The organism is Streptomyces humicola (genome assembly GCF_024436035.1).
GTDB lineage: Bacteria > Actinomycetota > Actinomycetes > Streptomycetales > Streptomycetaceae > Streptantibioticus_B > Streptantibioticus_B humicola.
In genome coordinates, this window is the sequence record NZ_JANFNG010000008.1 from 108338 (window position 1) to 132541 (window position 24204).

The 24204-nt window shown below is 71.5% G+C and carries 20 protein-coding genes; 8 read left to right on the forward strand and 12 right to left on the reverse strand.

Features of this window, described 5'->3' with window-relative positions; all coding sequences use genetic code 11:
• The 7 genes from mraY to mraZ form a co-directional block, all read right to left on the reverse strand.
• Positions 1–1065: a phospho-N-acetylmuramoyl-pentapeptide-transferase gene (gene mraY / locus NGB36_RS13230; protein WP_255920539.1), complete on the reverse strand. Its 1065-nt coding sequence runs from the start codon at positions 1063–1065 to the stop codon at positions 1–3.
• A complete protein-coding gene (locus NGB36_RS13235) occupies positions 1065–2489 on the reverse strand; it encodes a UDP-N-acetylmuramoyl-tripeptide--D-alanyl-D-alanine ligase (protein ID WP_255920424.1) in 1425 nt (474 codons plus the stop codon). The genes mraY and NGB36_RS13235 overlap by 1 nt, the downstream gene beginning before the upstream one ends.
• Entirely contained in the window at positions 2486–4210 is a 1725-nt protein-coding gene (locus tag NGB36_RS13240; RefSeq protein WP_372509426.1) for a UDP-N-acetylmuramoyl-L-alanyl-D-glutamate--2,6-diaminopimelate ligase, read from the reverse strand. The genes NGB36_RS13235 and NGB36_RS13240 overlap by 4 nt, the downstream gene beginning before the upstream one ends.
• Before the next feature lie 69 nt (positions 4211–4279).
• Positions 4280–6229, reverse strand: coding sequence for a peptidoglycan D,D-transpeptidase FtsI family protein (locus NGB36_RS13245; protein ID WP_255920426.1), 1950 nt, complete (start codon positions 6227–6229; stop codon positions 4280–4282).
• 9 nt (positions 6230–6238) lie between these two features.
• Entirely contained in the window at positions 6239–6823 is a 585-nt protein-coding gene (ftsL, locus tag NGB36_RS13250) for a cell division protein FtsL (RefSeq protein WP_255920427.1), read from the reverse strand.
• Complete coding sequence (gene rsmH / locus NGB36_RS13255) at positions 6820–7773, reverse strand: 16S rRNA (cytosine(1402)-N(4))-methyltransferase RsmH (RefSeq protein ID WP_372509431.1); 954 nt, start codon at positions 7771–7773, stop codon at positions 6820–6822. Before rsmH ends, ftsL begins: the two co-directional genes overlap by 4 nt.
• Before the next feature lie 305 nt (positions 7774–8078).
• On the reverse strand, positions 8079–8510 hold the full coding sequence (gene mraZ, locus NGB36_RS13260; RefSeq protein ID WP_255920428.1) for a division/cell wall cluster transcriptional repressor MraZ: 432 nt from the start codon (positions 8508–8510) through the stop codon (positions 8079–8081).
• A gap of 412 nt (positions 8511–8922) precedes the next feature.
• Between mraZ and NGB36_RS13265 the strand changes: the two genes are divergently transcribed.
• The 4 genes from NGB36_RS13265 to NGB36_RS13280 all read left to right on the forward strand — a co-directional run bounded on the left by NGB36_RS13265 (position 8923) and on the right by NGB36_RS13280 (position 14490).
• The gene (locus NGB36_RS13265; RefSeq protein ID WP_255920429.1) at positions 8923–9456 is read left to right on the forward strand and encodes a beta-class carbonic anhydrase; all 534 of its coding nucleotides are present in this window, start codon (positions 8923–8925) and stop codon (positions 9454–9456) included.
• Positions 9457–9639: 183 nt separating this feature from the next.
• Positions 9640–10638, forward strand: a complete 999-nt coding sequence (locus NGB36_RS13270) for an AAA family ATPase (protein WP_255920430.1) — start codon at positions 9640–9642, stop codon at positions 10636–10638.
• On the forward strand, positions 10638–11990 hold the full coding sequence (locus NGB36_RS13275) for a DUF58 domain-containing protein (RefSeq protein WP_255920431.1): 1353 nt from the start codon (positions 10638–10640) through the stop codon (positions 11988–11990). The genes NGB36_RS13270 and NGB36_RS13275 overlap by 1 nt, the downstream gene beginning before the upstream one ends.
• An 88-nt stretch (positions 11991–12078) precedes the next feature.
• Positions 12079–14490 carry a transglutaminase TgpA family protein gene (locus NGB36_RS13280; protein WP_255920432.1) on the forward strand — a complete coding sequence of 804 codons (2412 nt, stop codon included), beginning with the start codon at positions 12079–12081 and terminating at the stop codon, positions 14488–14490.
• A gap of 60 nt (positions 14491–14550) precedes the next feature.
• Here the strand turns inward: NGB36_RS13280 and NGB36_RS13285 are convergent, their stop codons facing one another.
• The 3 genes from NGB36_RS13285 to NGB36_RS13295 all read right to left on the reverse strand — a co-directional run bounded on the left by NGB36_RS13285 (position 14551) and on the right by NGB36_RS13295 (position 16648).
• A complete protein-coding gene (locus NGB36_RS13285; RefSeq protein ID WP_255920433.1) occupies positions 14551–14970 on the reverse strand; it encodes an SCO2097 family morphological protein in 420 nt (139 codons plus the stop codon).
• A 277-nt stretch (positions 14971–15247) separates the two neighbouring features.
• Positions 15248–16009 (reverse strand): methyltransferase, encoded by a 762-nt coding sequence (locus NGB36_RS13290; RefSeq protein WP_255920434.1) that lies wholly within the window; start codon positions 16007–16009, stop codon positions 15248–15250.
• A 120-nt stretch (positions 16010–16129) separates the two neighbouring features.
• Positions 16130–16648: an SAV_6107 family HEPN domain-containing protein gene (locus tag NGB36_RS13295; protein ID WP_255920435.1), complete on the reverse strand. Its 519-nt coding sequence runs from the start codon at positions 16646–16648 to the stop codon at positions 16130–16132.
• A gap of 213 nt (positions 16649–16861) precedes the next feature.
• Here NGB36_RS13295 and NGB36_RS13300 point away from each other — a divergent pair, with 213 nt between their 5' ends.
• From NGB36_RS13300 to NGB36_RS13315, 4 genes are all read left to right on the forward strand, one after another.
• Positions 16862–17665 carry an ATP-binding cassette domain-containing protein gene (locus tag NGB36_RS13300; RefSeq protein ID WP_255920436.1) on the forward strand — a complete coding sequence of 268 codons (804 nt, stop codon included), beginning with the start codon at positions 16862–16864 and terminating at the stop codon, positions 17663–17665.
• Entirely contained in the window at positions 17637–19766 is a 2130-nt protein-coding gene (locus NGB36_RS13305; RefSeq protein ID WP_255920437.1) for a YhgE/Pip domain-containing protein, read from the forward strand. The genes NGB36_RS13300 and NGB36_RS13305 overlap by 29 nt, the downstream gene beginning before the upstream one ends.
• Before the next feature lie 50 nt (positions 19767–19816).
• Positions 19817–20428: a TetR/AcrR family transcriptional regulator gene (locus NGB36_RS13310; protein ID WP_255920438.1), complete on the forward strand. Its 612-nt coding sequence runs from the start codon at positions 19817–19819 to the stop codon at positions 20426–20428.
• Positions 20429–20825: 397 nt separating this feature from the next.
• Entirely contained in the window at positions 20826–22250 is a 1425-nt protein-coding gene (locus tag NGB36_RS13315) for a phytoene desaturase family protein (protein WP_255920439.1), read from the forward strand.
• 18 nt (positions 22251–22268) lie between these two features.
• On the opposite strand, the gene NGB36_RS13320 is transcribed toward NGB36_RS13315, so the two are convergent.
• On the reverse strand, positions 22269–23228 hold the full coding sequence (locus tag NGB36_RS13320; RefSeq protein ID WP_255920440.1) for a hypothetical protein: 960 nt from the start codon (positions 23226–23228) through the stop codon (positions 22269–22271).
• Positions 23229–23282: 54 nt separating this feature from the next.
• Positions 23283–24200 (reverse strand): methylenetetrahydrofolate reductase [NAD(P)H], encoded by a 918-nt coding sequence (gene metF / locus NGB36_RS13325; RefSeq protein WP_255920441.1) that lies wholly within the window; start codon positions 24198–24200, stop codon positions 23283–23285.
• Positions 24201–24204 lie beyond the last annotated feature (4 nt).

The window sequence follows — 24204 nt, forward strand, 5'->3', positions numbered from 1 at the left end:
TCACTTCGCTGCCACGAAGCCCGCGTAGAACAGGCCGAGGCCCACGGCCATGCACATGCCCTGGATGATCCAGAACCGGACGACGACCAGGACTTCGCTCCACCCCTTGAGTTCGAAGTGGTGCTGGAGCGGTGCCATGCGGAAGACGCGCTTGCCGGTGAGCCGGAAGGACCCGACCTGGATCACGACCGAGGCGGTGATCAGGACGAACAGGCCGCCGAGGATGGCGAGGAGCAGTTCGGTGCGCGAGCAGATGGCAAGGCCCGCGAGCGCGCCGCCGAGCGCCAGCGACCCGGTGTCACCCATGAAGATCTTGGCGGGTGAGGTGTTCCACCACAGGAAGCCGAAGCACGCACCCATCAACGCGGCCGCGACCACCGCCAGGTCGAGCGGATCTCGTACGTCGTAGCAGCCGGGTCCCGCGGTGAGCGGGTTGGCGCAGGACTGACCGTACTGCCACACCCCGATGACGGTGTACGCGGCGAAGACCATCACCGAGGCGCCGGTCGCCAGACCGTCGAGTCCGTCGGTGAGGTTCACGCCGTTCGACATCGCCAGGATCATGAACAGCGCCCAGATGACGAAGATCACCGGGCCGATCGACCAACCGAAGTCCTGGGTGAAGGAGAGCTTGGTGGAGGCGGGGGTGGCGCCGCGGGCGTCGGCGAAGTTCAGCGAGAGGATCGCGAAGGCGATGCCGACGATGAGCTGTCCCGCCATCTTCGCCTTGGCCCGCAGACCGAGGCTGCGCTGCTTGACGATCTTGATGTAGTCGTCGAGGAAGCCGACGAGCCCGAGACCGGCAAAGAGGAAGAGCACCAGCAGGCCGGAGAGGGTCGGTTTCTCGGAGGTGATGATCTTCGTTACGGCGTAGGCGACGAGCGTGGCCAGGATGAAGGCGATGCCCCCCATGGTGGGGGTACCGCGCTTGCTGTGGTGGGCCTTGGGGCCGTCGTCACGGATGAACTGCCCGTAGCCCTTGCTCGCCAGCAGTTTGATCAGCAGCGGGGTGCCGATGAGGGAGAGGAACAGTCCGAGCACGCCGGAGATGAGGATCTGCTTCATCACGCGATGACCTCGCCCTCGGTGGTCTCGACCAGCGCGTTCGCGACGCGCTCCAGGCCCACCGATCTCGATGCCTTCACCAGCACGACGTCCCCCGGGCGCAGCTCATTGCGCAACAGGTCGATCGCCGCCTCCGCGTCGGACACGTGCACCGACTCCTCACCCCACGAACCCTCGTTCTTGGCGCCCATGTCCAGCCAGGCTGCCGCCTGGCCGCCCACGGCCACGAGCTTGCTGACGTTGAGCCGAACGGCAAGCCGTCCGACCGCGTCGTGCTCGGCGAAGGACTCCTCGCCGAGCTCGGCCATCTCGCCGAGCACCGCCCACGTGCGTCCCCCCTGCCGCCGTGAGGCTCCGCTCATGGCGGCGAGGGCGCGCAGCGCGGCCCGCATGGAGTCGGGGTTGGCGTTGTAGGCGTCGTTGACGACCGTTACGCCGTCCGGCCGCTCGGTGACCTCCATGCGCCAGCGTGAGAGCGTACCGGCCTGCGAGAGGGCGGCGGCGATCTCCGGGACCGGCATACCGAGTTCACCGGCGACGGCGGCAGCGGCGAGCGCGTTCGACACGTGGTGCTCACCGTACAGGCGCAAGGTCACCTGGGCGCACCCGGAGGGTGTGCGCAGCGTGAACTCCGGGCGTCCGCGATCGTCCAGGCGGATGGACTCGGCGCGTACGTCCGCTTCGTCGGACTCGCCGAAGAAGACGGTGCGGGCCCGGGTACGGGAGGCCATCGCGCGCACCAGGGGGTCGTCGGCGTTGAGCACGGCGACGCCGCCGGACTCCGCGTCGGGCAGTGCCTCGACCAACTCGCCCTTCGCCCGGGCGATCTGCTCGCGGCCGCCGAATTCGCCGATGTGGGCGACGCCGACGTTGAGCACCACGCCGATGCGGGGCGGGGTCAGACGGGTGAGGTAGCTGATGTGGCCGATGCCGCGGGCGCCCATCTCCAGGACGAGGTGGCGTGTGGTCTCGTCCGCCCGCAGCGCGGTGAGCGGCAGCCCGAGCTCGTTGTTGAAGGAGCCCGGAGTCCACACGGTGGGGGCGAGCTTCTCCAGCAGCTGGGCCATCAGGTCCTTGGTGCTGGTCTTGCCGGACGAGCCGGTGAGCGCGACCACGGAGGTTCCGAGGCGCTCGATGACGTGGTTGGCGAGCGCGCCGAGCGCCGTCTGCACGTCGTCGACGACGATCGCCGGCACACCGACGGGCCGGGCGGCGAGTACGCCGACGGCTCCGGCGTCGACGGCGCGCTGCGCGAAGTCGTGCCCGTCCACGCGCTCACCGGGGAGCGCGGCGAACAGCCCGCCCGGCCGCGCCTCGCGGGAGTCGATCACCACCGGACCCGACACGCGGACCTGCGGGTGGGGTATGTCGTGCATGCTCCCGCCGATCGCCTGCGCGACCTCGGCGAGGGTGAGTGCGATCACTGCTGGTCCTGGTCCTTCGCTCGCAGGTGCTGACCCTGATGTCCGTGATGAGCGAGGGCCGAGTTCTTGATCGCCTCGCGCAGCACTTCCCGGTCGTCGAAGGGGCGAACCACTCCGGCGATGTCCTGGCCCTGCTCATGGCCCTTCCCTGCGACCAGCACCGTGTCGCCCGGCTGCGCGTTCGCGACGGCCACGGCGATGGCGGCGGCCCGGTCGGGCTCGACGGTGACATGGCCGCGCTCGTGCGCCGGCACCTCGGCGGCCCCGGCCAGCATCGCGGAGAGGATCGCGAGCGGGTCCTCGGAGCGCGGGTTGTCCGAGGTGAGGACGGCGGTGTCGGCGAGCCGAGCGCAGGCGGCGCCCATCGGCCCGCGCTTTTGTTGGTCGCGGTCGCCGCCGCAGCCCAGGACGATGTGGATGCGTCCCTCGGTCACCTTCCGCAGCGAGCGCAGCACGGACTCGACGGCGTCGGTCTTGTGGGCGTAGTCGACGACCGCGAGGTAGGGCTGGCCCTCGTCCACCCGCTCCAGCCGGCCGGGGACACCGGGCACAGCGGCGACGCCGTCGGCCGCGGTACGCGGGTCGATGCCGGCGGTGACCAGGGCGGTGACGGCGGCGAGTGCGTTGGCGACGTTGAACGGGCCGGGCAGCGGGGCACGGGCGGCGATGCGCTCGCCCTTCGGGCCGACGACGGTGAAGGTGGAGCCGACCGGGCCGAGGGCGACGTCCTCGGCGCGCCAGTCGGCGTCCGGGTGACCCTCGGCGGAGTAGGTGGTGACGGGGACGGAGGCCTCCTTGACCAGCCGCTGCCCGTACTCGTCGTCGAGGTTGACCACGCCGAGACGGCTTCGGCGCGGTGTGAACAGCTGTGCCTTGGCCTGGTAGTAGTCCTCCATCCCGGAGTGGAACTCCATGTGCTCCGGGCTGAGGTTGGTGAAGACGGCCACGTCGAAGACGGCGCCGTCGACGCGGCCGAGCACCAGTGCGTGGCTGGAGACCTCCATGGCCACCGCGCGGACGCCCCGTTCGCGCATCACCGCGAAGAGCGCCTGCAGGTCGGTGGCCTCGGGGGTGGTGCGCTCGCTCCTGAGCCGCTCCTCGCCGATGCGCGACTCGACGGTGCCGATCAGTCCCGTGCAGCGGCCGTAGGCGGCGCGCAGGCCACCCTCGACGAGGTAGGCGGTGGTGGTCTTGCCGGAGGTGCCGGTGATGCCGATCTGCAGCAGGTCGTGGCCGGGATCGTCGTAGATGGCGGCGGCGAGCGCTCCCATCCGGGCCCGCGGCTCGTCGGTGACGAGCACGGGCAGGCCGGTCGCGGCGGCGCGCTGGCGGCCCGCCGGGTCGGTCAGCACCGCCACCGCGCCGCGTTCGGCGGCCTGGGCGGCGAAATCCGCGCCGTGGAAGCGGGCGCCGGGCAGCGCAGCGTACAGGTCGCCGGGCCGCACGGCGCGCGAGTCGTGCGTGATGCCGGTCGCCGGGGCGCCGGCGGCTGGAATCGGCGTGCCGAGGTGCTCTGCCAGCTCCGCGAGCGGCTTGGGGCGCACCTGGGCCGGGCGGGGCGAGCCGGGGCGGGGCTCCGGGGCGTCCTGCCGGTGTGGGAACTGATCAGCGTGTGGCACGGCGGTGAGGTTACCCGTCTGTCGGGGTTCCCGGCCAAAAGGGCCCTGGTCCCGGGGGTCACCGCCGGTTCCACCTGGCGTCCCGTTTGTGATCGTTGTCACGCCTGTGTCACTGCTTCCACTGCGTACCGCTTCCGTACTGTTTCCGACTGCTTGGCCACTGTTCGACCGCTACTGGAACTCGACGGGCAGATTGGCCGACGGGGTTCCCGTCGGCGGGACCTGCAGCGATTTCAGGGCGAATTCCATCACCTGCTTGAAGACGGGCCCGCAGATGCTGCCGCCGAAGTGGCTGCCGACGGTGGGGTTCTGGATCACGCAGGAGATGGTCACGCGCGGGTCGTCGGCCGGGGCGAACCCCATGAACGAGGAGGTGTAGCCACGGTACGTCCCGGTGGCCGGGTCCACCCGGTTGGCCGTGCCGGTCTTGCCCGCGACGTTGTAGCCGTCGATCCGGGCCGAGATGCCGGTGCCCTCCTCGTTGCCGACCACGGACTCCAGCATCTGCGCCACCGCCTTGGCCGTCTGCTCGCTGACCACACGCCGCTCCGGCGGCGCCGGGGCCGGCGTGTACTGGCCGTCCGGGCCGACGGAGCCCTTGACCAGGCTCGGCTGGATCCGCACGCCCCCGTTGGCGATTGTCGAGTAGATCGAGGTGGCCTGCAGTGCGTTCACGGACAGGCCCTGACCGAAGGGGATGGTGTACTGCTGCGAATCGCTCCAGTCCTTGGGCTTCGCCAGGATGCCGGGGGTCTCGCCGGGGAAGTTCAGGCCGGTCGGCTGCCCGATCCCGAACTTCCGCAGATAGGAGTAGAGCACCTGGTTGGCCTGGGGCTGGGTGGGGCCGAGTTCGCCGGTGGCCTCGATGGTGCCGATGTTGCTGGACTTGGCGAGCACTCCGTTGAGGGTGAGGTCCCAGGTGCCGTGGTCGACGTCGTCGTGGAAGACATGGTCGCCGCGCTGGAGGGTGCCGGGGACGACGACGTGGGTCTCGGGGGTGGCGACGCCCTGGTTGATGATGGCGGACATCGACATCAGCTTGCTGACGCTGCCGGGCTCGTAGGCGTCCTGCACCGCAGCGTTGCCGAAGGCGGACGGGTCGGCGTGCGCGATGTCGTTGGGGTCGAAGCTGGGGGCGTCGGCCATGGCGAGGATCTGGCCGGTGCGCGGGTCCTGGACGACGACGTAGCCGCGGTCCGCGTGAGACGCCTTCACCTGGGCGGTGATCGCGCTCTGCGCGGCCCACTGGATGTTGCGGTCGATGGTGAGCTCGACGGTGCTGCCGGGCACGGGGGGCTTCTCCTGGCCGCCCGCGGTGGGGATCAGCTCGCCGCCGGACTGGGCGTAGGTGGCCTGGCCGGGCTGCCCCGCGAGTTCGCTGTTGAGCTCCTCCTCGAGCCCTCCCACGCCCTGGCCCTCGCCGTTGACGAATCCGATGACGGCTGCGGCCAGGTCGCCGTTGGGGTAGATGCGCTTGCTGGTGCTCTGCGCGATGATCCCGGCGAGCAGGCCGGGCGCGCCGCGCTGGGCCGCCTGCTCGGAGAGGGTGTTCTTCAGCTGCTTGATCCGGTCCCAGGCCTGCGGGGACTGGGCGCGGGCGAGCACGACATAGCGGGAGTCGGGGGTCGACAGCTGCCTGGCGATGGTGTCCTGGTCGCCGCCGATGATCGGGGCGAGCAGGCGTGCAGCCTGCTGCGGGGCGTCGCCGACCTTGGACTGGCCGGGGGTGAACAGGTAGGGGTCGGCAGTGATGTCGTATGCGTCGACGCTGGTGGCGAGAGGGGTGCCGTTGCGGTCGGTGATGTCGCCGCGCTTGGCCGGGAGTTCGATCGGCTGGTAGCGGTTGAGGTCGGCCTTGGCGGCGTACGCGGAGGCGTCGACCACCTGGACCTGGAAGAGCCGAGTGGTGAAGGCCGCGAGGACAAGCGTGAGCAGGGCGCTGACCAGGCGCAGGCGCGGCCGCGGCCGTCCCAGGCGCAGCGCGGGCTGCCCGCCGCCGGGGCGGCCGCGCGCCGGGGTGCGCGGGGGGTGGCCGCCGGGTTGCGGTCGGCCGGTTCCTCCCCGCCGCGGGCCCGCGGGACGCGGTACCTCGCCGCGTCCCGGCCGCTGCTGATCACTCATGCGCGTGCCTCACCTTCCGGTGGTCTCGCCGGTGGTCGTGGAGGTCAGGGAGCCGGTGCCGGTGCCGGTGCCGCTCAGGGTCCCGGTGCCGGTGGCGTCCGTGTGGGCGGCGGCCGGGTCCGGCCGGCCGGCCGATGCGTAGTCCGTCGGCTGGTCGGTGGGCGCGGGGGCCTCTGACGGCATCGGTGAGGGTTCAGCGGGACCGGCCGGGGACGGCGCGCCCGGCTGTGGGGTGGCGGACGAACTGGGCGGCGCCGGTACGCCGCGCACCTTGCCGTCGGGGCTCAGGAAGGCCGGGTTGCCACCCGGCACCATGCCGAGCTGCCGGGCCCGCTGTTCCAGGGTCTCCGGCGCGGAGAGCCGGTCGACGTCCTGTTGCAGGGCCTGCTCCTCGTCGGTGCTGGCCTTGGTCTGCTGCTGCAGCTTGGAGAGCTGGAAGGCGCCCTGGTTGATGGCGGAATTGAGCAGCAGCAGGGTTACCAGGCCACCGGAGAGCAGGACGACGACGAGCAGGACGAACGGGGTGCGTGCCGCGTTCGAGGAGCGGGTGGTCATCAGACGGCCGGCGCCCGGGCGACCGGTTCTCGCGGTCATGACGTGTCCTCACGGATGCGTTCTGCGGCGCGCAGGCGGGCAGGGGCGGCCCGCCGGTTGGCGGCGACCTCCTCGTCCGTCGGCAGCTCGGCGCCGCGGGTCAGCAGCTTCAGCCTCGGCTGGTAGCGCTCGGGCACGACAGGCAGTCCGGGCGGTGCGGTGTTGCTCGCGCCGGCCGCGAAGACCTGCTTGACCAGGCGGTCCTCCAGCGAGTGGTACGACAGGACGGCGATGCGACCGTGCACGGCGAGCGCGGCGACGGCGGCGGGGATCGCCCGTTCGAGCACCGCGAGCTCACCGTTGACCTCAATGCGCAACGCCTGGAATGTACGCTTTGCCGGGTTTCCGCCGGTGCGCTTGGCGGCCTGCGGGAGGGCGCCGCGGATCAGTTCGACGAGCCGGGCACTGTTGGTGAACGGTTCCCTCTCCCGCTCCCTGACGATCGCCTCGACGATCTTGCGCGCGTACTTCTCCTCGCCGTAGGTGCGCAGCACGCGCACCAGGTCACCGGGCGGATAGGTGTTGAGCACCTCGGCCGCGCTGATCCCCACATCCTGGTTCATCCGCATGTCGAGGGGGGCGTCCTGGGCGTAGGCGAAGCCGCGCTCGGCCTCGTCGAGCTGCATGGAGGAGACGCCGAGGTCGAACAGGACGCCCTGCACCTTCGGGACGGACAGCCGCTCGAGCACCTCGGGCAGCTCGTCGTAGACGGCGTGGACGAGGGTGGCCCGCTCGCCGTACGGCGCGAGCCGCTCCCCCGCCAGCTTCAGCGCGGCCGCGTCCCGGTCGATGGCGATCAGCCGAGCCGCGGGGAAGGTGGCGAGCAGGGCCTCACTGTGGCCACCGAGCCCGAGTGTCGCGTCGACGACGACGGCACCCGGCTCGGCGAGTGCGGGCGCGAGCAGGTCGAGGCAGCGCTCGAGCATGACGGGGACATGTCGAGCTTCCACCGTCACCGCCCCCTCCCGGCCTCGCCGGGCCACTGCCGCGGCGGCACGGGCCGCGACTGCACGGATGGAACGTAACGGGTGGTGCTCATGTGGGCCCTCTGGTCGGGGGCGGCTGGACGTACCGCCGGGTCCCCACCCGCTCGGAAGGGGAAGCAGCCATCTGGTGCCGGGGAAGGTGCACCAGCGGACCGGGGAGCGGGAGGAGGCCTGGCGTCACGTACGCGCCGCGTGGGCGTGCTCGCTGCGGGTCGGGATCAGGCGTCGGATGTCGGAGTCGGATGTCAGTCGTCGGTTGTCGGGCGAAGTCACAGTATTCCGGGCAGCACCTCCTGCGACAGCGCCGAGAAGGTCTCCTCCTGGGCGGCGAGATAGCGCTCCCAGGCGGCCACGTCCCACACCTCCACGCGGCGGCCGGCGCCGATGACCGCGCAGTCGCGGTCGAGCCCGGCGTACTCGCGCAGGTTCTGCGGGACGGAGATGCGGCCCTGCTTGTCCGGGACCTCGTCGCTCGCCCCCGCGAACAGCACCCGCATGTAGTCGCGTGCCGCCTTGGAGGTCAAAGGGGCCTGACGCAGCTGCTCGGTCAACGACCTGAACTCGGTCAACGACCATATGCACAGGCAGCGTTCCTGCCCCTTGGTGATGACCAGGCCGTCGGCGAGTTGCTCGCGGAACTTCGCGGGCAGGACCAGACGGTTCTTCTCGTCGAGCCGAGGCGCGTACGTCCCGAGGAACATCCGCACCTCCCGCGGTCATCCGCCACGACCGGCCACAGACTGGCCACAACAGCTCGCTGGGGGCATCTCGCCTCCCACTTCGCGCCACTTTACTCCACCGCACCCCACCGTCAATCAGCCACAGCACCCTCACACGGCCGACGCCGGGCAAGAAAGCGCAGGCCAGAGGGGTGGTCGTGGCTCCGTCCTGGCGCGCACCGGCGCGGCGACGACCACATCGTGCGCCCCATGCGCGCTCCTCGACGCCAGGGAGCCGACCCCGGGGCGGAAAAGCACTCGTTCGGCCCGTCATGCGTCCCACCTGTGGGTTAGCTCACAGGCTGGGTGATTGACGTCCTTTGGCGGAGATTGACCGCGCTCCCGTCGGTTGTCCCACGGAGACATCACGCCAGCCGCCGTCTACCGTCGAATCATGCCGATAACCGCGCCCCAGCCCCCCGAGCCCGCAACCGGTTCCGTCACAGACCGGCTCGTCGACGCCAACCGGCGCTACGCGGCCGCCTTCCACGACCCGGGCATGGATGCCCGCCCGGTGCTGAAGGTCGCCGTCGTCGCCTGCATGGACGCCCGTATCGACCTGCATGCGGCGCTCGGACTCGAACTCGGCGACTGCCACACCATCCGCAACGCCGGCGGCGTCGTCACCGACGACACCATCCGTTCCCTGACCATCAGCCAGCGGGCCCTCGGCACGCGGTCCGTCGTGCTGATCCATCACACCGGCTGCGGTCTGCAGACGATCACCGAGGACTTCCGCACCGAACTCGAACACGAGGTGGGTCAGCGCCCGACCTGGGCGGTCGAGGCCTTCACCGACGTCGACCAGGACGTACGTCAGTCCATGGCGCGCGTTCGCACCTCCCCGTTCCTCGCGCACACGGACGACGTCCGCGGATTCGTGTTCGACGTCCACACCGGGTTGCTCCGGGAAATCACGGCCCAGTAACGGAAGCCCGGTGACGCGGGCCCCGGCGTGAGGGGAGAATGCAACGAGCGACACCGGCTTCCCCGGTGCGCGACATCGGGGAGGGCCGGTCCTCGGGATGCGATGCGACAGGCCCTGTTGTGAGAGCCGCAGGCTTGAGCCTCAGTGCGAGAGCCGAAGGCTCCAAGGGCCTAGGAGGGCCGGGTGACCACCTACGAATCGCGAGCGAGCCTCGGCGATCTGACCACCACGGCGGCGCGTGTGCGGCGCAGCGTGGAGAATGTGATCGAGGGCAAGCCCGAGGTCGTACGGCTTTCGCTGACCGTGCTGCTCGCGGAGGGCCATCTGCTGATCGAGGACGTGCCGGGCGTGGGCAAGACCATGCTCGCCAAGGCACTTGCGCGGTCCATCGACTGCTCGGTGCGCCGGATCCAGTTCACGCCGGATCTGCTCCCCTCCGACATCACCGGGGTCAGCGTCTTCGACCAGCAGCGGCGGGACTTCGAGTTCAAGCCGGGTGCCGTCTTCGCGCAGATCGTCGTCGGTGACGAGATCAACCGCGCTTCACCGAAGACGCAGTCTGCGCTGCTGGAGTCGATGGAGGAGCGCCAGGTCACCGTCGACGGCGCCACGCACGTACTGCCCAGTCCCTTCATGGTGATCGCCACGCAGAACCCGGTGGAGATGGAGGGTACCTACCCGCTCCCCGAGGCACAGCGCGACCGCTTCATGGCACGAGTGTCGATCGGCTATCCCAGCCCGGACGCCGAGTTGCAGATGCTGGACGTGCACGGCGGCGCCGATCCGCTGGACGACCTGCAGCCGGTCGCGCACGCACACGAGATCGTCAAGCTGATCGAGGCGGTGCGGGCAGTCCATGTGGCCCCCGCGGTACGGCGGTATGCGGTGGATCTGGTGGGTGCGACCCGCGACCATCCGGATGTGCGGCTGGGGGCCTCACCGCGAGCGACGCTGCACCTGGTGCGGGCGGCACGCGCGGCCGCCGCGCTCGACGGGCGGGAGTTCGTGCTGCCCGACGACATCCAGGCGCTGGCGTCCTCCGTGCTGGCGCACCGGCTGCTCCCCACCGCGCAGGCCCAGTTGAACCGGCGTACGCCGGAGCAAGTGGTCGCGGAGATCGTCAAGCGCACGCACGTTCCTGATCCTTACGGGGGACGGCAGCCCGGGGTCCGGGGGCTGTGATGGAGCCCTCACCGGGGGCGGGCGACGAGGGGTTCCGGCGGGCGCTCGGCGGACTCACTACGCGGGGGCGCTCGTTCATCGCGGCCGGGCTCGCGGCCGGGGCGTGCGCCTACGTCCTTGGGCAGCAGGATCTGCTGCGGGTCGGGCTGTTGCTCGCCGCGCTGCCGCTGGTCTGCGTGGCCGTGCTCTGCCGGACCCGCTACCGCGTGGCCGGCAACCGCAGGCTCAGCCCCTCGCGGGTGCCGGCGATGGCGGAGGCGCGGGTGCATGTGCGCGTCGACAACGTCTCCCGCCTCTCGACCGGTCTGCTGATGCTGCAGGACCGGGTGCCGTACGTGCTCGGACCGCGGCCGCGGTTCATGCTCGACCGCGTGGAACCTGGCGGACACCGGGAGGTCTCCTACCGCGTGCGGTCCGATCTGCGCGGACGGTATCCGCTGGGGCCGCTGCAGCTGCGGCTCACCGACCCGTTCGGGATGTGCGAGCTGACGCGCTCGTTCGCCGCGCGGGACACGCTCACCGTGGTGCCGCGGATCGAGACGCTGCCCCCCGTCCGGCTGGCGGGCGAGGCGTCCGGCTACGGCGACAGCCGCCAGCGGGCGCTGGCGCTCGCCGGCGAGGACGACGTGATCCCGCGCGGCTACCGGCACGGTGACGACCTGCGGCGCGTCCACTGGCGATCGACGGCGCGGTACGGCGAGTTGATGGTGCGCCGCGAGGAGCAGCCGCATCGCGCGCGCTGCACCGTTCTGCTCGACACCCGACGCATCGCCTATCACGGGGCGGGCCCGGATTCGGCGTTCGAATGGGCGGTCACCGGCGCCGCGTCGGCGGCCGTGCACATGCTCGAACGCGGCTACGCCGCACGGCTGTTGACGGACAACGGCACATTGGTGCCGGGCCAGGACGGTACGACCGGCGGCTTCGGCGGGGATTCCTCGGAGGCGTCGGGGCTGCTGCTGGAGGCGTTGGCCGTCGTCGACCACTCGGACGGGGGAACCCTGACACCGGCGCACGACGTGCTGCGCGGCGGGAACGAGGGACTGCTCGTGGCGTTCCTCGGGGAACTCGACGACGAGCAGGCAGCAATCGTCGGGCGGATGCGGCAGCGCACGGGCGGCGCCGTGGCCTTCCTCCTCGACGGGCGCGAGGACGGCGCCGCGGTGCAGCGGCCCTTGCGGATGCTGCGCGAGGCGGGCTGGACGGCGCTCCCGGTGCGGCCGGGGGATCTTCTGGCCGATCTGTGGCGCCAGGCGGACCGCCAGCCCGACCAGCAGTCCGCCCGGGCCCGGGCCCGGCAGTCCGGAGCCCACGAGGCGATGACGCGCGAGGGAACAGGGGCCGGACTGTGAGCGACGCGCGCTGGGCCACCGGACCGCAGGCAACCACGACGCCCGCACCTGTGCGCCCGGTGCACGGAGAAGCGAACGGAAAAACGCCATGAGCGGACGCGGGCGTCTTACGGTGTGCGCGGCCGCGGCCACTTTGCTCACGGCGTGTGCGCTGCTGCCGCTGACCGCGGGGGCGGCCTGGCTGTTTCAGGCGGCGCTGCTGGTGGTGGTGGCGTCCGGAGTGGGCACGGTGGCGCGCCGGGTGCCGCTGGCGCGGGCGGTGACCGTCGCGGCGCAGGCGGCGGTGTCCGTGGTGCTGCTGACGCTCACGTTCGTCCCCGGGCAGGCGCTGCTCGGGCTGGTGCCGGGGCCGCGGGCGATTGCGGCTTTCGGGCAACTGCTGGGCCACGGTGTGCAGGACGTCGGGCAGTATGCGATCCCCGCGCCGGTGACGCCGGGCATCAGGCTGCTGCTGGTCGGCGGTGTGGTGGTGATCGGGCTGGCCGTGGATGCGCTCGCGGTGACCTACCGCAGCGCCGCGCCCGCGGGGCTGCCGCTGCTCGCGCTGTACTCGGTGGCCTCCGGTCTCGGTCAGGCCGGCGGGCACTGGCTGTTGTTCCTGTGCGCGGCCGGCGGCTATCTCCTGCTGCTGCTCGCGGAGGGACGGGACCGGCTGTCGCGCTGGGGACGCGTCTTCGGCCGCGCGCCGCTGCCGTCCGGCTACGCCACTGCCTCCCCCGCCGCGGTCAGCGCCGCCGTGGCGCCGGTGCGGACCGGACGAAGGATCGGGGCTGTCGTGCTGGGTATCGCGCTCGTCGCCCCGGCGCTGCTGCCCGCCATGGACGGCGGGCTGCTGGTGCGGGCACGCGACGGCGGGCTCGGCGGAGGCGGCACGATCACCGCCATCAATCCCCTGGTGTCGCTGCAGAACAGCCTCAACCAGCCTGACGATCGCGAGGTGTTGCGCTACCGGACCTCCTCCGACGATGCGCAGGACATGTACCTGCGCATCATCACCCTCGACACCTTCGACGGCACGTCGTGGAAGGCTGCACAGCGGCATGTGACCGATGTGCCGGGGACCCTGCCGCCGCCGGCGGGGCTGAACTCCGCGGTGCAGGCCGACCCGGTCGACACCTCGTTCTCCGCTGCTCAGGGATACGCACAGAACTATCTGCCGATGCCCTACCCCGCGAGCAGGGTGCAGGTCTCGGGCGACTGGCGGTTCGAGCCGGAGGGCCGGACGCTCGTCGGCGACCGCGGGCAGACCACCTCGGGCCTGCAGTACGAGGTGACGAGCCTGCAAGTGCAGCCGACCGCACAGCAGTTGGCCGACGCGGGGCCCGCACCGGCCGCGATCGAGCAGCAGTACACGCAGGTGCCCGACACGCTGCCCGCGATCGTCAAGGACACCGCGGAGCAGGTCACGAGCGGTGCGACCAACGCGTACGAGCAGGCCGTCAAGTTGCAGGACTGGTTCACCACGGCCGGTGGCTTCACCTACGACACCCGCGTCGCGGAGGGCAGCGGCACGGACGCGATCGTGCGTTTCCTCCGCGACAAGCGAGGATTCTGTGTGCACTTCGCCTTCACCATGGCGGCGATGGCCCGCACCCTCGGCATTCCGGCCCGGGTGGATGTGGGATTCGTCCCGGGCACCGAGCAGCCGGACGGCTCGTGGACGGTGGGGCTGAAGGACGCCCACGCCTGGCCCGAGCTGTACTTCCAGGGGGTCGGGTGGACACGGTTTGAGCCGACTCCGAGCCGGGGGACGGCCCCGGGCTACACCCGTGTCGACAGCACCTCGCCGGGCCCCGGCGGCGCGGCGGCACCGCACGGGGGGAGCACGGCGCTGCCGACGCCCGGTGCTTCCGCCTCGTCGCGTTGTGCCGCGGGCCCGCACCATGTGACCGGTTGTGACAACCAGTCGCAGATCACAACCGGTGGCCCCGGTGGGGGTGCCGGGCTGGGCGACGGGACCCTGCCGGTGCTCGTCGCCGCGGCGGTCGTGCTCGTGGCAGGTGCGGTGCCGATGCTCTGGCGCGCACGGGTGCGCGCGGTGCGGCTGGCCGCCGGCGGCGGGAAGCGCTGGAAGGCCGGGAAGGGGGACGAGGCCGGGGAGCACGCCGGGCGGACGCTGGCCGCGTGGCGTGAACTCCTCGACACCGCCTGGGATTACGGTGTGCGGCCGGACGCCTCCGAGACCCCGCGCGCAGCCGCCGGCCGGCTCATCCGGGAGGCGGGTCTTTCGGGGGCGGGCGCGGAGTCCGTCCAGCGGGTGGCGGTGGCGGTCGAGCAGGTGCTGTACGCCCCGCGGCCGGGGAGTGCGGAGGGCCTCGCCGACGACGTGCGGCAGGTCCGGGGTGCGCTGCGCGCCTCCGCCGGCCTGCGGGTCGGGGCCCGTGCCGTGCTGGCGCCGAGGTCCACGGTGCAGGTGGTGCGGCAGGTCTCGCAGCGGTGTGCGGCGCAGTCGCGGACGTGGCGCGTGATGCTCGGGCGCGTGCTCGCCCGGCATGCATGAGGGGCGGTTCCTCTCGGAACCGCCCCTCGTCGTTCGTGCGCCGTTCGGTCGCGGGTGGCGTCAGGGGCCCTGCTGTTCGTCACGGCGGCGCTGCCAGCGCTCCTCGATGCGGTCCATCAGCCGGCCCTTGCGGCGGAAGTGCGGGGTGTGGTGGCGTCCCGGCCGGCCCAGGGGGCGCGGGCCGGCTCCGGGCTGCTGTTCGGCGGGCCTGACAGCCCGCCGCCATCCGGTGACCCCGAGCACCGCACACCCGAGCATGACGAGGAATCCCACGACGCTGACCCAGATCAGTTGAGCGACCATCCCGCCCATCAGCAGCGCGATGCCGACCAGGAAGCCCGCCACCGCTTGGTAGAGACGCCGCCGGGTGAACGTGCGCAGCCCGCTTCCCTCAAGCGCCGACGCGAACTTGGGATCTTCGGCGTACAGCGCTCGCTCCATTTGCTCGAGCATGCGCTGCTCGTGCTCCGAGAGCGGCACGGAGTCCTCCTACTCGTCGGTCGCAGGGGGCGCGACCTGTACGGCCCTTTCAGGATAGGCAGGGATTCGCCCCCGTGAAACCCGCCCTCTGTGCCAATCCACTGCCGCTACGCCGGGGACGTAGCGGCATCGTGACGAGGAGTGCATTCCCCGCCCGCCGGTTGGTCATGCTGGCCAGCCTTTACCCAGATCATACGGTCCGGAGCGGCCGAAAGGGCGGGCTGTGACGCAGTCCCTTCGAACTGCTTCGCGGTGGGCGGCGGTCTCACGGCAGGGGTCAGCCACGCCGGGCGAGCACGTGCAGCTGGGTCGCGATGGAGTGGAAGGCGGGCAGTTCGGCCGCGGACAGCTCGAGCTGGAGCAGCGCTTCGAGGGCGCCGGGCTCGGTGTCGACGAGCACACCGGGGACGAGGTCGGCGAAGACCCGCACGCCGTGCACGGACGCCACGTCCAGGCCGGCCCCCTCGACGAGGGAGGTCAGGCCCTCGGTGGTGAAGCGGCGGGGCAGCGGGTCGCCCTCGCCCCAGCGCCCGTCCGGGTCGGCGAGCCCCCGCTGGGCCTCGGCGAAGTGCCCGGCGATCGCGCGGGCGAGCACGGCGCCGTTACGGCTGGCGGCGAGCAGGCTGAGGGTGCCGGAAGGACGCAGCGTGCTGGCCACGTTCCGCACGGCCGCGGCCGGGTCGTCGACGTACTCCAGCACGCCGTGGCAGAGCACGACGTCGTAGGAGCCCGCCTCCACCACGTCGAGCAGTCCGGTCGCGTCGCCCTGCACCCCGCGGACCCGCTCGGTGGCGCCGGCCTCGTCGGCCCGCCGCCCGAGGGCGAAGAGCGCGTCCGGGTTGGGATCGACCACCGTCACCCGGTGGCCGAGTGCCGCGACGGGCACAGCGAAGGCTCCGGTGCCGCCGCCGGTGTCGAGCACGTCGAGGACGCCGCCCTCCGGGCCTGCGGCCTTGACCTGGCGTTCGAGCGCGTCCTTGAGCACCTCCCAGACCACGGCGGTACGCAGGGACGCTCTGGGGCGCAGCGGGTCTGACACGGTGGGGCGGCTCCTCGGCGGGGCATCGCACCCTGATGGCCTGCGATGCGGAACTGACGTCGGCGGCCTCCACTTTATGCCTCCGGCGGCGCAGGACGCTTGACGTCCACGGGCGCCCCTCTATGCGGTCCGTATGTCACCGTCCGACGGCTGCTGCGGCAGCGTGGGCTGCAGGGCGAGGAGCCGTTCGACCAGGCGCAGGAACATGCCCGCGGCGCGCACCAGGTCGTCCGCGTCGCGCCAGCTGGCGGCGCCGGTTATGCCCGCCTCCGCCTTGGCCCGGCGCGGCGCGCCCGCGGCGAACAGCGCGCTCCATTCGGCGAGTTCGGGCGCGACTTCAGGCAGCACCTCCCAGGCGCTGCGGATCCGCTGCCTGCGCCGTGGCGTGGGCTCCGGCCGCGCCCGTACCGCGAGCACGGCGGCCGCCGTGCGCAGCGCGGCCAGGTGTGCGGTGGCATAGCGCTCGTTGGGGGTCTGGAGCACCGCGGCCTCGTCGAGGCCGGTGTGTGCCTGGGTGAGCAGGTCGAGGGCGGCGGGCGCGGCCGTCATCCTGCGCAGGACGGGATGGACATCGCTCGCGGGCCCGGGCTGCGGGCCGGTGGCGGCGCGGCGGCGGCGCGCGGCTGCTGTGGCGGCCATGGCGACCTCCTGTCTCCGGTCTTCGTACGACGGTTCGAGTCCGTTCACGCTCATAGTGGGGCACACCACTGACAATCGGCCCTGACCTGCGAAAACACCCTGAGACGGCATCAGGGCGACCCGGTGCGCGGTGCTCTGGCGCCATGCGGCATACTTTTGAACTGACTAGTCAGTTCAGGAGAGAAGGAAGAGAAAGAAGAGAGGGGAGGACACGTGGAGGCCACCACCGCACCAGGGGCGGCGGTCACCGCCGAGGGCCTCGGGCTCGACGGACCACACGGCCGGGTGTTCCGGGACGTCACGCTGAACGCACCGGCGGGGAGCCTGATCGCGATAGAGGGCCCGTCCGGCTCGGGGCGGACCTGCCTGCTGCTTACACTCACCGGCCGCATGCGCCCCACCATCGGTCATGCCACCGTGGCCGGCCTGCAGCTGCCCAGGCGTCTGGCCGCAGTCCGCAGCATCACCGGGCTCGGCCCGGTCGACGGCGTGTCCGAGCTCGACCCGGCGCTCACCGTCCAGGAGCACCTGCGTGAACGCGCGCTGCTGCACCGGCTGTTCACCGGGCCCGTCTCGCCGCGCGCCCTGTTCAGGCCGCGCGGCGAGCGCGCCGAACAGACCCGGGCGCGCATCGACGAGGCGCTGGCGGCCGCGGAGCTCGACCTCGGCCTCCTCCCCAAGGGCCCGCGCACCCACGTACGCGACCTGGAACGGACCGAGGCGCTGCGGCTCGGAGTTGCTCTCGCACTGCTCGGACGCCCGCGTCTGCTCGCAGTGGACGACGTGGACCACAAGCTGTCGAGCGCGGACCGGGCGGCCGCATGGACGACGCTTCGCGCCATCGCGGAGTCCGGCACGACGGTGCTCGCGGTGTGCACCGAGGCGCTCGAGGGGGCCGTCACCGTCCGCCTCGGCGCGGGCCGCCCGACCGACCACAACAACGACCACGAGACCGAGAACGAGACGAAGACGAAGGGGGCGGCGGCCGATGCGTACGCCGAGGCTGGCAGCGCTTGAGCTGCGGAAGTTCGGCAGGGGACGGCTGCCGCGGGCGGCGATGGCCGCCCTCCTGCTGCTCCCGCTGCTCTACGGCGCGCTGTACCTGTGCTCGTTCTGGGACCCGTACGGGAGGCTGAACAAGATCCCGGTGGCCCTGGTCAACGCCGACCGGGGAGCGACCGTGGACGGCCGGAAGGTCACGGCCGGCGACACGATCGCTGCCAACCTGCGCACCAACACCTCATCCTTCGACTGGCAGGTGACGGACGCGGCGCATGCGGCGAAAGGCGTCGAGGACGGCACGTACTACCTGTCGCTGACCATCCCCGCCGACTTCAGCAGCCGTGTCGCCTCGGCCTCGGGCACCGATCCCGAGACCGGTGCGCTCCAGGTCCGCACCAACGACGCCAACAACTACATCGTCGGGCAGATATCGCGCACGGTCTTCTCCGAAGTACGCGCCGCAGCCTCCGCCAACGCGTCCCGCTCCTTCTACGACAACATCTTCGTGGCGTTCTCCGACATCCACGACAGGACCCAGCAGGCCGCGCAGGGCGCCGACGACCTCAGCGCCGGGATCGGCGCGGCCAAGGACGGCGCCGGGCAGCTCGCGGACGGCCTCGGCACGGCCAAGCAGGGCAGCAGCGAGCTCGCGTCGAAGATGAACACCCTCGCCACCGGCCTGGGCACACTCGACACCGGCGCGGCCGACCTCGCAAGCGGCACCAGGAGCGCCGCCCGGGGCACCCAGGAGCTCGCCGACCAGGCGAACGCCATCGCCGGCAAGGCCGGTCCGTTCCTCAACAGCCACAGCAAGGAGATCGGCGACGCGGCCCAACTGGTCGCCGACGCCTCGCAGACCATCGCGGCCGACCTCGGCACGCTGCCCGCAGACGCCTCGCAGGCGGCGAGCGACGCCCAGTCCGCCCACGACAAGCTCGCCACCACCTACACGCAGGAGTGCGAAGGTCCGCTGCCGATGGGCACCGACTGCCCGGCGCTGAAGCAGGCCGTGGACGCCGCCAAGGAGGTGGCGGACGTCGCCCGGAACGTCGACGCCCTGGTGCAGCAGAACACCTCGTCGCTGACCGGCCTGCGCAACGACCTCGAACAGGTCCACGCATTCTCGCAGCAGCTCGCCGAAGAGGCACCGCACCTGTCGTCCGATCTCGACACCGCGGTCAGCAAGATCAACGCCCTCAACGCGGGCGTCCACGAGATCGCCGACGGTGCGGACGTGCTGCACAGCGGCCTGGCCACCGCCAAGTCCGGCTCCGACGCGCTCACCACGGGCGCCGGCAGCCTCGACTCGGGCATCGGCCGGCTCTCCACCGGCGCGCAGAGCCTGGACGGCGGCCTGTACAAGCTCTCCGACGGCTCCGGCCGACTCGCCTCGGGGCTGAAGAACGGCGTTGCGCAGATCCCCGACTACGACAAGCAGCAGCGCGACGCGCGCAGCGCCGTCATGTCCGACCCCGTACAGCTCGCCGCCCAGGCGCTGCACAAGGCGCCCAACTACGGGACGGGCTTCGCGCCCTACTTCATACCGCTGTCGCTGTGGGTCGGCGCCATGGTCTCGTACATGCTGCTGCAGCCGCTCAGCAAGCGGGCTCTGTCCGCCGGTGCCCCGGGGTGGCGGATCGCGCTCGCCGGCTGGCTGCCGGTGGCGGCGATCGGCATCGCACAGACGGCGGCGCTGATGGCCGTCCTGCACTGGGGGCTCGGGCTGCAGATGGTGCGCGCCGCGGGGACCATTGGTTTCCTGTCCCTGGTCACCTGCTGCTTCGCGGCGATCGTGCAGTGGCTGGGCGCCCGCTTCGGGCCTGCCGGGCGCGTGCTCGTCCTTGCGCTGCTGATGCTGCAGCTGACCTCGGCGGGCGGTACGTATCCCGTGCAGACCTCCCCGGGCTTCTTCAACTGGATCCACCCGTTCCTGCCGATGAGTTACGTGGTCGATGGGCTGCGCCATCTGATCACGGGAGGGGAGTTGTGGCCGGTGTGGCGTGCGTGCCTGGTGTTGCTCGCGTTCACCGCCGGGGCGCTGGCGCTCACCACGTGGACGGCACGGCGCAAGCAGGTGTGGACGGTGGACAGGCTGCATCCCGAGCTCACTTTGTGATCCCGGACATGGGCGTCCAAGGCGTGGGGCACGAGTAGGAGAATCAGCCCATGAACAGCCCACGACGCCAGGCCACCCGGCAGAAGCTCTACGAGGCCGCGGTCACCCTCATCGCCGAGAAGGGCTTCTCCTCCACCACGGTGGACGAGATCGCCGAGCGGGCGGGGGTCGCGAAAGGCACCGTCTACTACAACTTCGCGAGCAAGAACGATCTTTTCGAGGAGCTGTTGCGGCACGGTGTGGGGCTGCTGACCGCGTCGCTGCGGGAGGCCGCCGACAGCACGGAGGCGGCGGGCGGCAGCCAGGTCGACGCGCTGGACGCGATGATCAGGGCGGGCCTGGTCTTCATCGCCCGCTACCCGTCCTTCACGCAGCTGTACGTCGCCGAGTTGTGGCGCACCAACCGGGCGTGGCAGTCCACGCTGATGATGGTGCGGCAGGAGGCCGTCGCGGTGGTGGAGAAGGTGTTGCGCGAGGCAGTGGACGGCGGCGAGCTGAGCGACGAGATCGACGTTCCGCTGACCGCGTCCGCGCTGTTCGGGATGGTGCTGGTGGCCGCGCTCGACTGGCAGGCGTTCCAGCCGGACCGTGACATCGACGACGTGCACGCGGCGCTGTCCCGGCTGTTGCAGGGCCGGGTGGGAGGCGGTGCGCCTCGCTGACGAGAGCAGGCCGGGGGGAAGTGCGCGCCGGTCCGGCGCGGCTCGATCCCCCTTCGAGCCGCGCCGGACCGGCGTTTCCCCCGCACTCCCCCGATCCCCCGGGTGTCCCCGTTTTCCCCCATCCCACCCGTCCCCGTTTTCCCCCGTCCGGGCTGCGCCGTTCCGCCGCCCCGTGTCGGCGGTGCCGGCGCGGTGCCCCGTGTCGGCGGTGCCGGCGCGGTGCCCCGTGTCGGCGGTGCCGGCGCGGTGCCCGTTCGTTGCCTCTACTCTCCCGTCCGGAGCGGCGTCCGCCCATCCGCTCGGCTACTCAACTGGGTACCTGAGTACCCGTACTCACCCCGTGGGTGCGGATACGTGCGCGGCGGCGTTGTCAGTGGTGCCGGATAGAGTCATCGGCATGGCACGGATTGCGGTGGTCGGCGCGGGTATGGGCTCGCTGGCGACGGCCGCCCGGCTGGCCGCGCAGGGCCACCGGGTGGCGGTGTACGAACGCGCGGCGACGTACGGCGGGGGCGTCGGCCGGTTCGAACGGGAGGGGTTCGTCTTCGACACCGGCCCCGGCCTGCTGCACCTGCCCGCCGTCTACCGGGATCTGTTCGTCAAGACGGGCAAGGGGCTTGCCAAGGACGAGCGGACGCTGGAGCAGTGCGTCGAGTTGACGCAGATCGATCCCGCGGTCCGGCATCTCCTCCCGGACGGCAGGGACGTCTCGCTGCCCAACGCATCACGCGCCGGTGTGGTCGCGGCGCTCGACGAGGCCTTCGGCGCGGGCGCGGGCGAACGCTGGGGTGAGGTGATGAACCGGGCGCGAGAGGTCTGGGAGGTCACGCGCCGCCCCCTGTTGGAGGACACACTGAGCGACGCCGCCAGTGCGCTCGCCCGTGACCCGTACCCGGCGCGCAGAGGCGGTCTGCTGCGGCGCGACGCGCCCGTGCTCGACCGGACGGCCCGCTGCGAGCTGCGCGATCCGGGGCTCGTGGCGCTGCTCGGCAGCCATGCGCTGGCCTACGGGTACGACCCGCGCACGGCACCCGCGAGCGCGGCGATCCTCGCCTACGTCGAGCAGACCTTCGGTGCCTGGTATGTGCGCGGTGGTATACGGGCGCTGGCAGACGCGGTGCACCGGCGGTGCGTCGCGCACGGAGTGGAGTTCCACTTCGGGGCCGAGGTCACGGCGGTGGTCGAGAAGGACGGCCGGGCCACGGGGATCGAACTCGACGGCGGCATACGAGCGGAGGCTGATGCGGTGGTCGACGGCACCGCACGGCTCGACGGGGACGGCGCGGCCGAACCGCCCTCGGCGCTCGGCCGGTTCACCGTGCTGCTCGCCCTGCGCGGCGGAAGGTCCGCGGGGACCGTGCACCGCACCATAGTGCACGGATCGCCCACCGTCACCGTGCTGCGGCCGGACGACCCCGCGTTGCGCCCCGACGACGAGCACGAGGCGGTCACCGTCACCGTCGCCGTGCCCCCGCAGGGTCCGGTGGACTGGGCGGCGCCCGGGTATGCGGAAGGGTTCGCCGAGCGGGTGGTCGAGGCGGCGCAGGCAGCCGTGCCCGGGCTGGCCCAGCGGATCCTGTGGCGCGAGGTGCGCACCCCGCTGGACACCGAGCGGGAGACGGGTGTTCCGGGCGGGGCCGTTCCGGGGCCTGTACTCGCGGGCGCGGGCGGTGCGTTGCTGCGCCCCGGCAACCGTGGCGTGCTGGAAGGGCTCTATCGCGTCGGCGGCTGCGCACACCCAGGAGGCGGGCTGCCGCACTCGGGCATGTCGGGAGCGATCGTCGCCGACCTCATAGCGGGCGGGCCGGGCGGTAGCCGCTGACCCCCGCCCGGTCAGGTCCTAGTAACCGTACGGATCGGCGTGCTGCGGCTGGGGCTCGTCGTGTGTGGGCGGAGCCTGCTGCGGGATGTATGCGTGTTCGCCCTGATCAGGTTGGGGGGACCAGACACCCGCCGGCGGGCTGTCGTGTCCGTACGACGCGGCGTTCTGCTCGGCGTATGCGTCGTAGCCGTAGCCGTACCCCTGCGGCTGCTGGTAGGCGTCGAAGCCTTGGTAGGGCTGCTGCTGGTACCCGGACCAGCTCTCCTGGCCCTGATAGGGCTGCTGTTCGTAGCCGTAGGCGGCGAAGTCCTGCTGCTGGAAGGGGCCTTGGTAGGAGGCGGCGGGATTCGCGGCGCCCTGCCACTGCGGCTCCGGCTGCGGCTGCGGCTGCGGCTGCCACTCGGTGCCGTACCCCTGGGCGCCATAGCTCTCGTAACCTCCACCGGTGTAAGGGGTGGAGGCGTACGCGGCGCTATCGCCGTAGATCCCGTACTCGCCGGTGTCCTCGTGCATGGGCTCCGGGGAGTACACCTGCGTCTCCTGCAGGCCCGGCTCGTACTCCGCGCCGTAGGTTCCGAACTCGCCCGGCTCCTGGGCCGCGTAACCAAGGTCGCCCGTGCCGTATGCGGGGTCCGTACCGACGACCGGGGCGGCTTCCTCCTCCCCGGCTGCGGGTGCAGACGCCGTCGGCGTGCCGCCCTTGCGGCGCCTGCTGGAACCGGGGCGCCCACCGAGAGCCCAGCCGGTGGAGAAGCCGCGCCGGTAGGAGAGCGTGACAAGGGTCTGCCCGGTGCCGAATGCGGCCGCGCCCAGGATGATCACGACCACCTGCGGGAGGACGACCCCCACCACGACTCCGAGGAAGCCCACGAAGGCGAGCACGCGCCAGCGCAGACGCGCCTTGTACTGGAGCAGCACCTCGCCCAGCAACCACAGCGCGACAACGCCGAACGCGATGTAGAGGACCGTGTAGCCCATGTGCGCACTTCCTCACCGATCACCGTTGTCGCCCCCAGGCGGTGTCCCGCCTCCCTACGACCGTTGGTGCAATCCGAGATTCTCGTAGATTTCCAGAGACGCCGTGGAGTGATTCAGAGTAATGAAGTGCAGACCCGGAATGTCCTCATCCATGAGCTTCTGACACATCGCGGTCGCGAAGTCGACGCCGAGCCGCCGTACGGCGGCCGGGTCGTCGGCGACGGCGAGGACTCGTTCTGCCAGGTCAGGCGGGAAGGGGGCATTGCCGAGCTGTGAGAAGCGCTCGACCTGGCGGGCGTTGGTGACCGGCATGATCTCCGGGATGATCGGCGTTTCGCACCCTGCCGCCGCAACCCGGTCGCGCAGCCTCAAATAGTCGTCCGCATTGAAGAACATCTGTGTGATCGCGAAGTCGGCGCCGGCCCGGCATTTGTCGACAAAGTGACGAGCGTCCTCTTCCGGGTCCACCGACCGGGGGTGCATCTCCGTGAACGCCGCGACCCCGACGCAGAAATCGCCCGATTCCTTGATGAGCCGGACCAGCTCGGAGGCATAGGTGAGGCCCTGCGGGTGCGGAATCCATTCGCCCATGGGGTCGCCGGGCGGGTCACCGCGCACTGCGAGCATGTTGCGGATCCCTGCGTCCGCGTACTGCCCGATGATGTTGCGCAGCTCCGCGACCGAATGGTTCACCGCGGTGAGGTGGGCGCACGGGGTGAGCGTGGTGTCGGAGACGATCCGGTCGGTGGCGCGCACCGTGCCCTCGCGCGACGAGCCGCCCGCACCGTAAGTCACGGACACGAAGGTCGGCTGAACCGCCTCGATCCGGCGGATCGCGTTCCAGAGCGTCCGCTCACCCTTCTCGGTCTTCGGGGCGGCAAATTCGAACGAATAGGAGCGTTCACCGGACGCGAGGAGTTCACGAATGGTGACTGCTCGATCGGTCCTGGTGGAAGGGGTTCCAAGGGCCATACGC

Excerpts from the sequence above, each read along its gene's own strand:
- NGB36_RS13315 (WP_255920439.1), top strand. The coding sequence starts at position 20,826 with ATGGCACGGATTGCGGTGGTCGGCGCGGGTATGGGCTCGCTGGCGACG.
- mraY (WP_255920539.1), bottom strand. The coding sequence starts at position 1,065 with ATGAAGCAGATCCTCATCTCCGGCGTGCTCGGACTGTTCCTCTCCCTC.
- NGB36_RS13310 (WP_255920438.1), top strand. The coding sequence starts at position 19,817 with ATGAACAGCCCACGACGCCAGGCCACCCGGCAGAAGCTCTACGAGGCC.
- NGB36_RS13280 (WP_255920432.1), top strand. The coding sequence starts at position 12,079 with ATGAGCGGACGCGGGCGTCTTACGGTGTGCGCGGCCGCGGCCACTTTG.
- NGB36_RS13320 (WP_255920440.1), bottom strand. The coding sequence starts at position 23,228 with ATGGGCTACACGGTCCTCTACATCGCGTTCGGCGTTGTCGCGCTGTGG.
- NGB36_RS13305 (WP_255920437.1), top strand. The coding sequence starts at position 17,637 with ATGCGTACGCCGAGGCTGGCAGCGCTTGAGCTGCGGAAGTTCGGCAGG.
- metF (WP_255920441.1), bottom strand. The coding sequence starts at position 24,200 with ATGGCCCTTGGAACCCCTTCCACCAGGACCGATCGAGCAGTCACCATT.
- mraZ (WP_255920428.1), bottom strand. The coding sequence starts at position 8,510 with ATGTTCCTCGGGACGTACGCGCCTCGGCTCGACGAGAAGAACCGTCTG.
- NGB36_RS13275 (WP_255920431.1), top strand. The coding sequence starts at position 10,638 with ATGGAGCCCTCACCGGGGGCGGGCGACGAGGGGTTCCGGCGGGCGCTC.
- NGB36_RS13295 (WP_255920435.1), bottom strand. The coding sequence starts at position 16,648 with ATGGCCGCCACAGCAGCCGCGCGCCGCCGCCGCGCCGCCACCGGCCCG.
- ftsL (WP_255920427.1), bottom strand. The coding sequence starts at position 6,823 with ATGACCGCGAGAACCGGTCGCCCGGGCGCCGGCCGTCTGATGACCACC.
- NGB36_RS13245 (WP_255920426.1), bottom strand. The coding sequence starts at position 6,229 with ATGAGTGATCAGCAGCGGCCGGGACGCGGCGAGGTACCGCGTCCCGCG.
- NGB36_RS13265 (WP_255920429.1), top strand. The coding sequence starts at position 8,923 with ATGCCGATAACCGCGCCCCAGCCCCCCGAGCCCGCAACCGGTTCCGTC.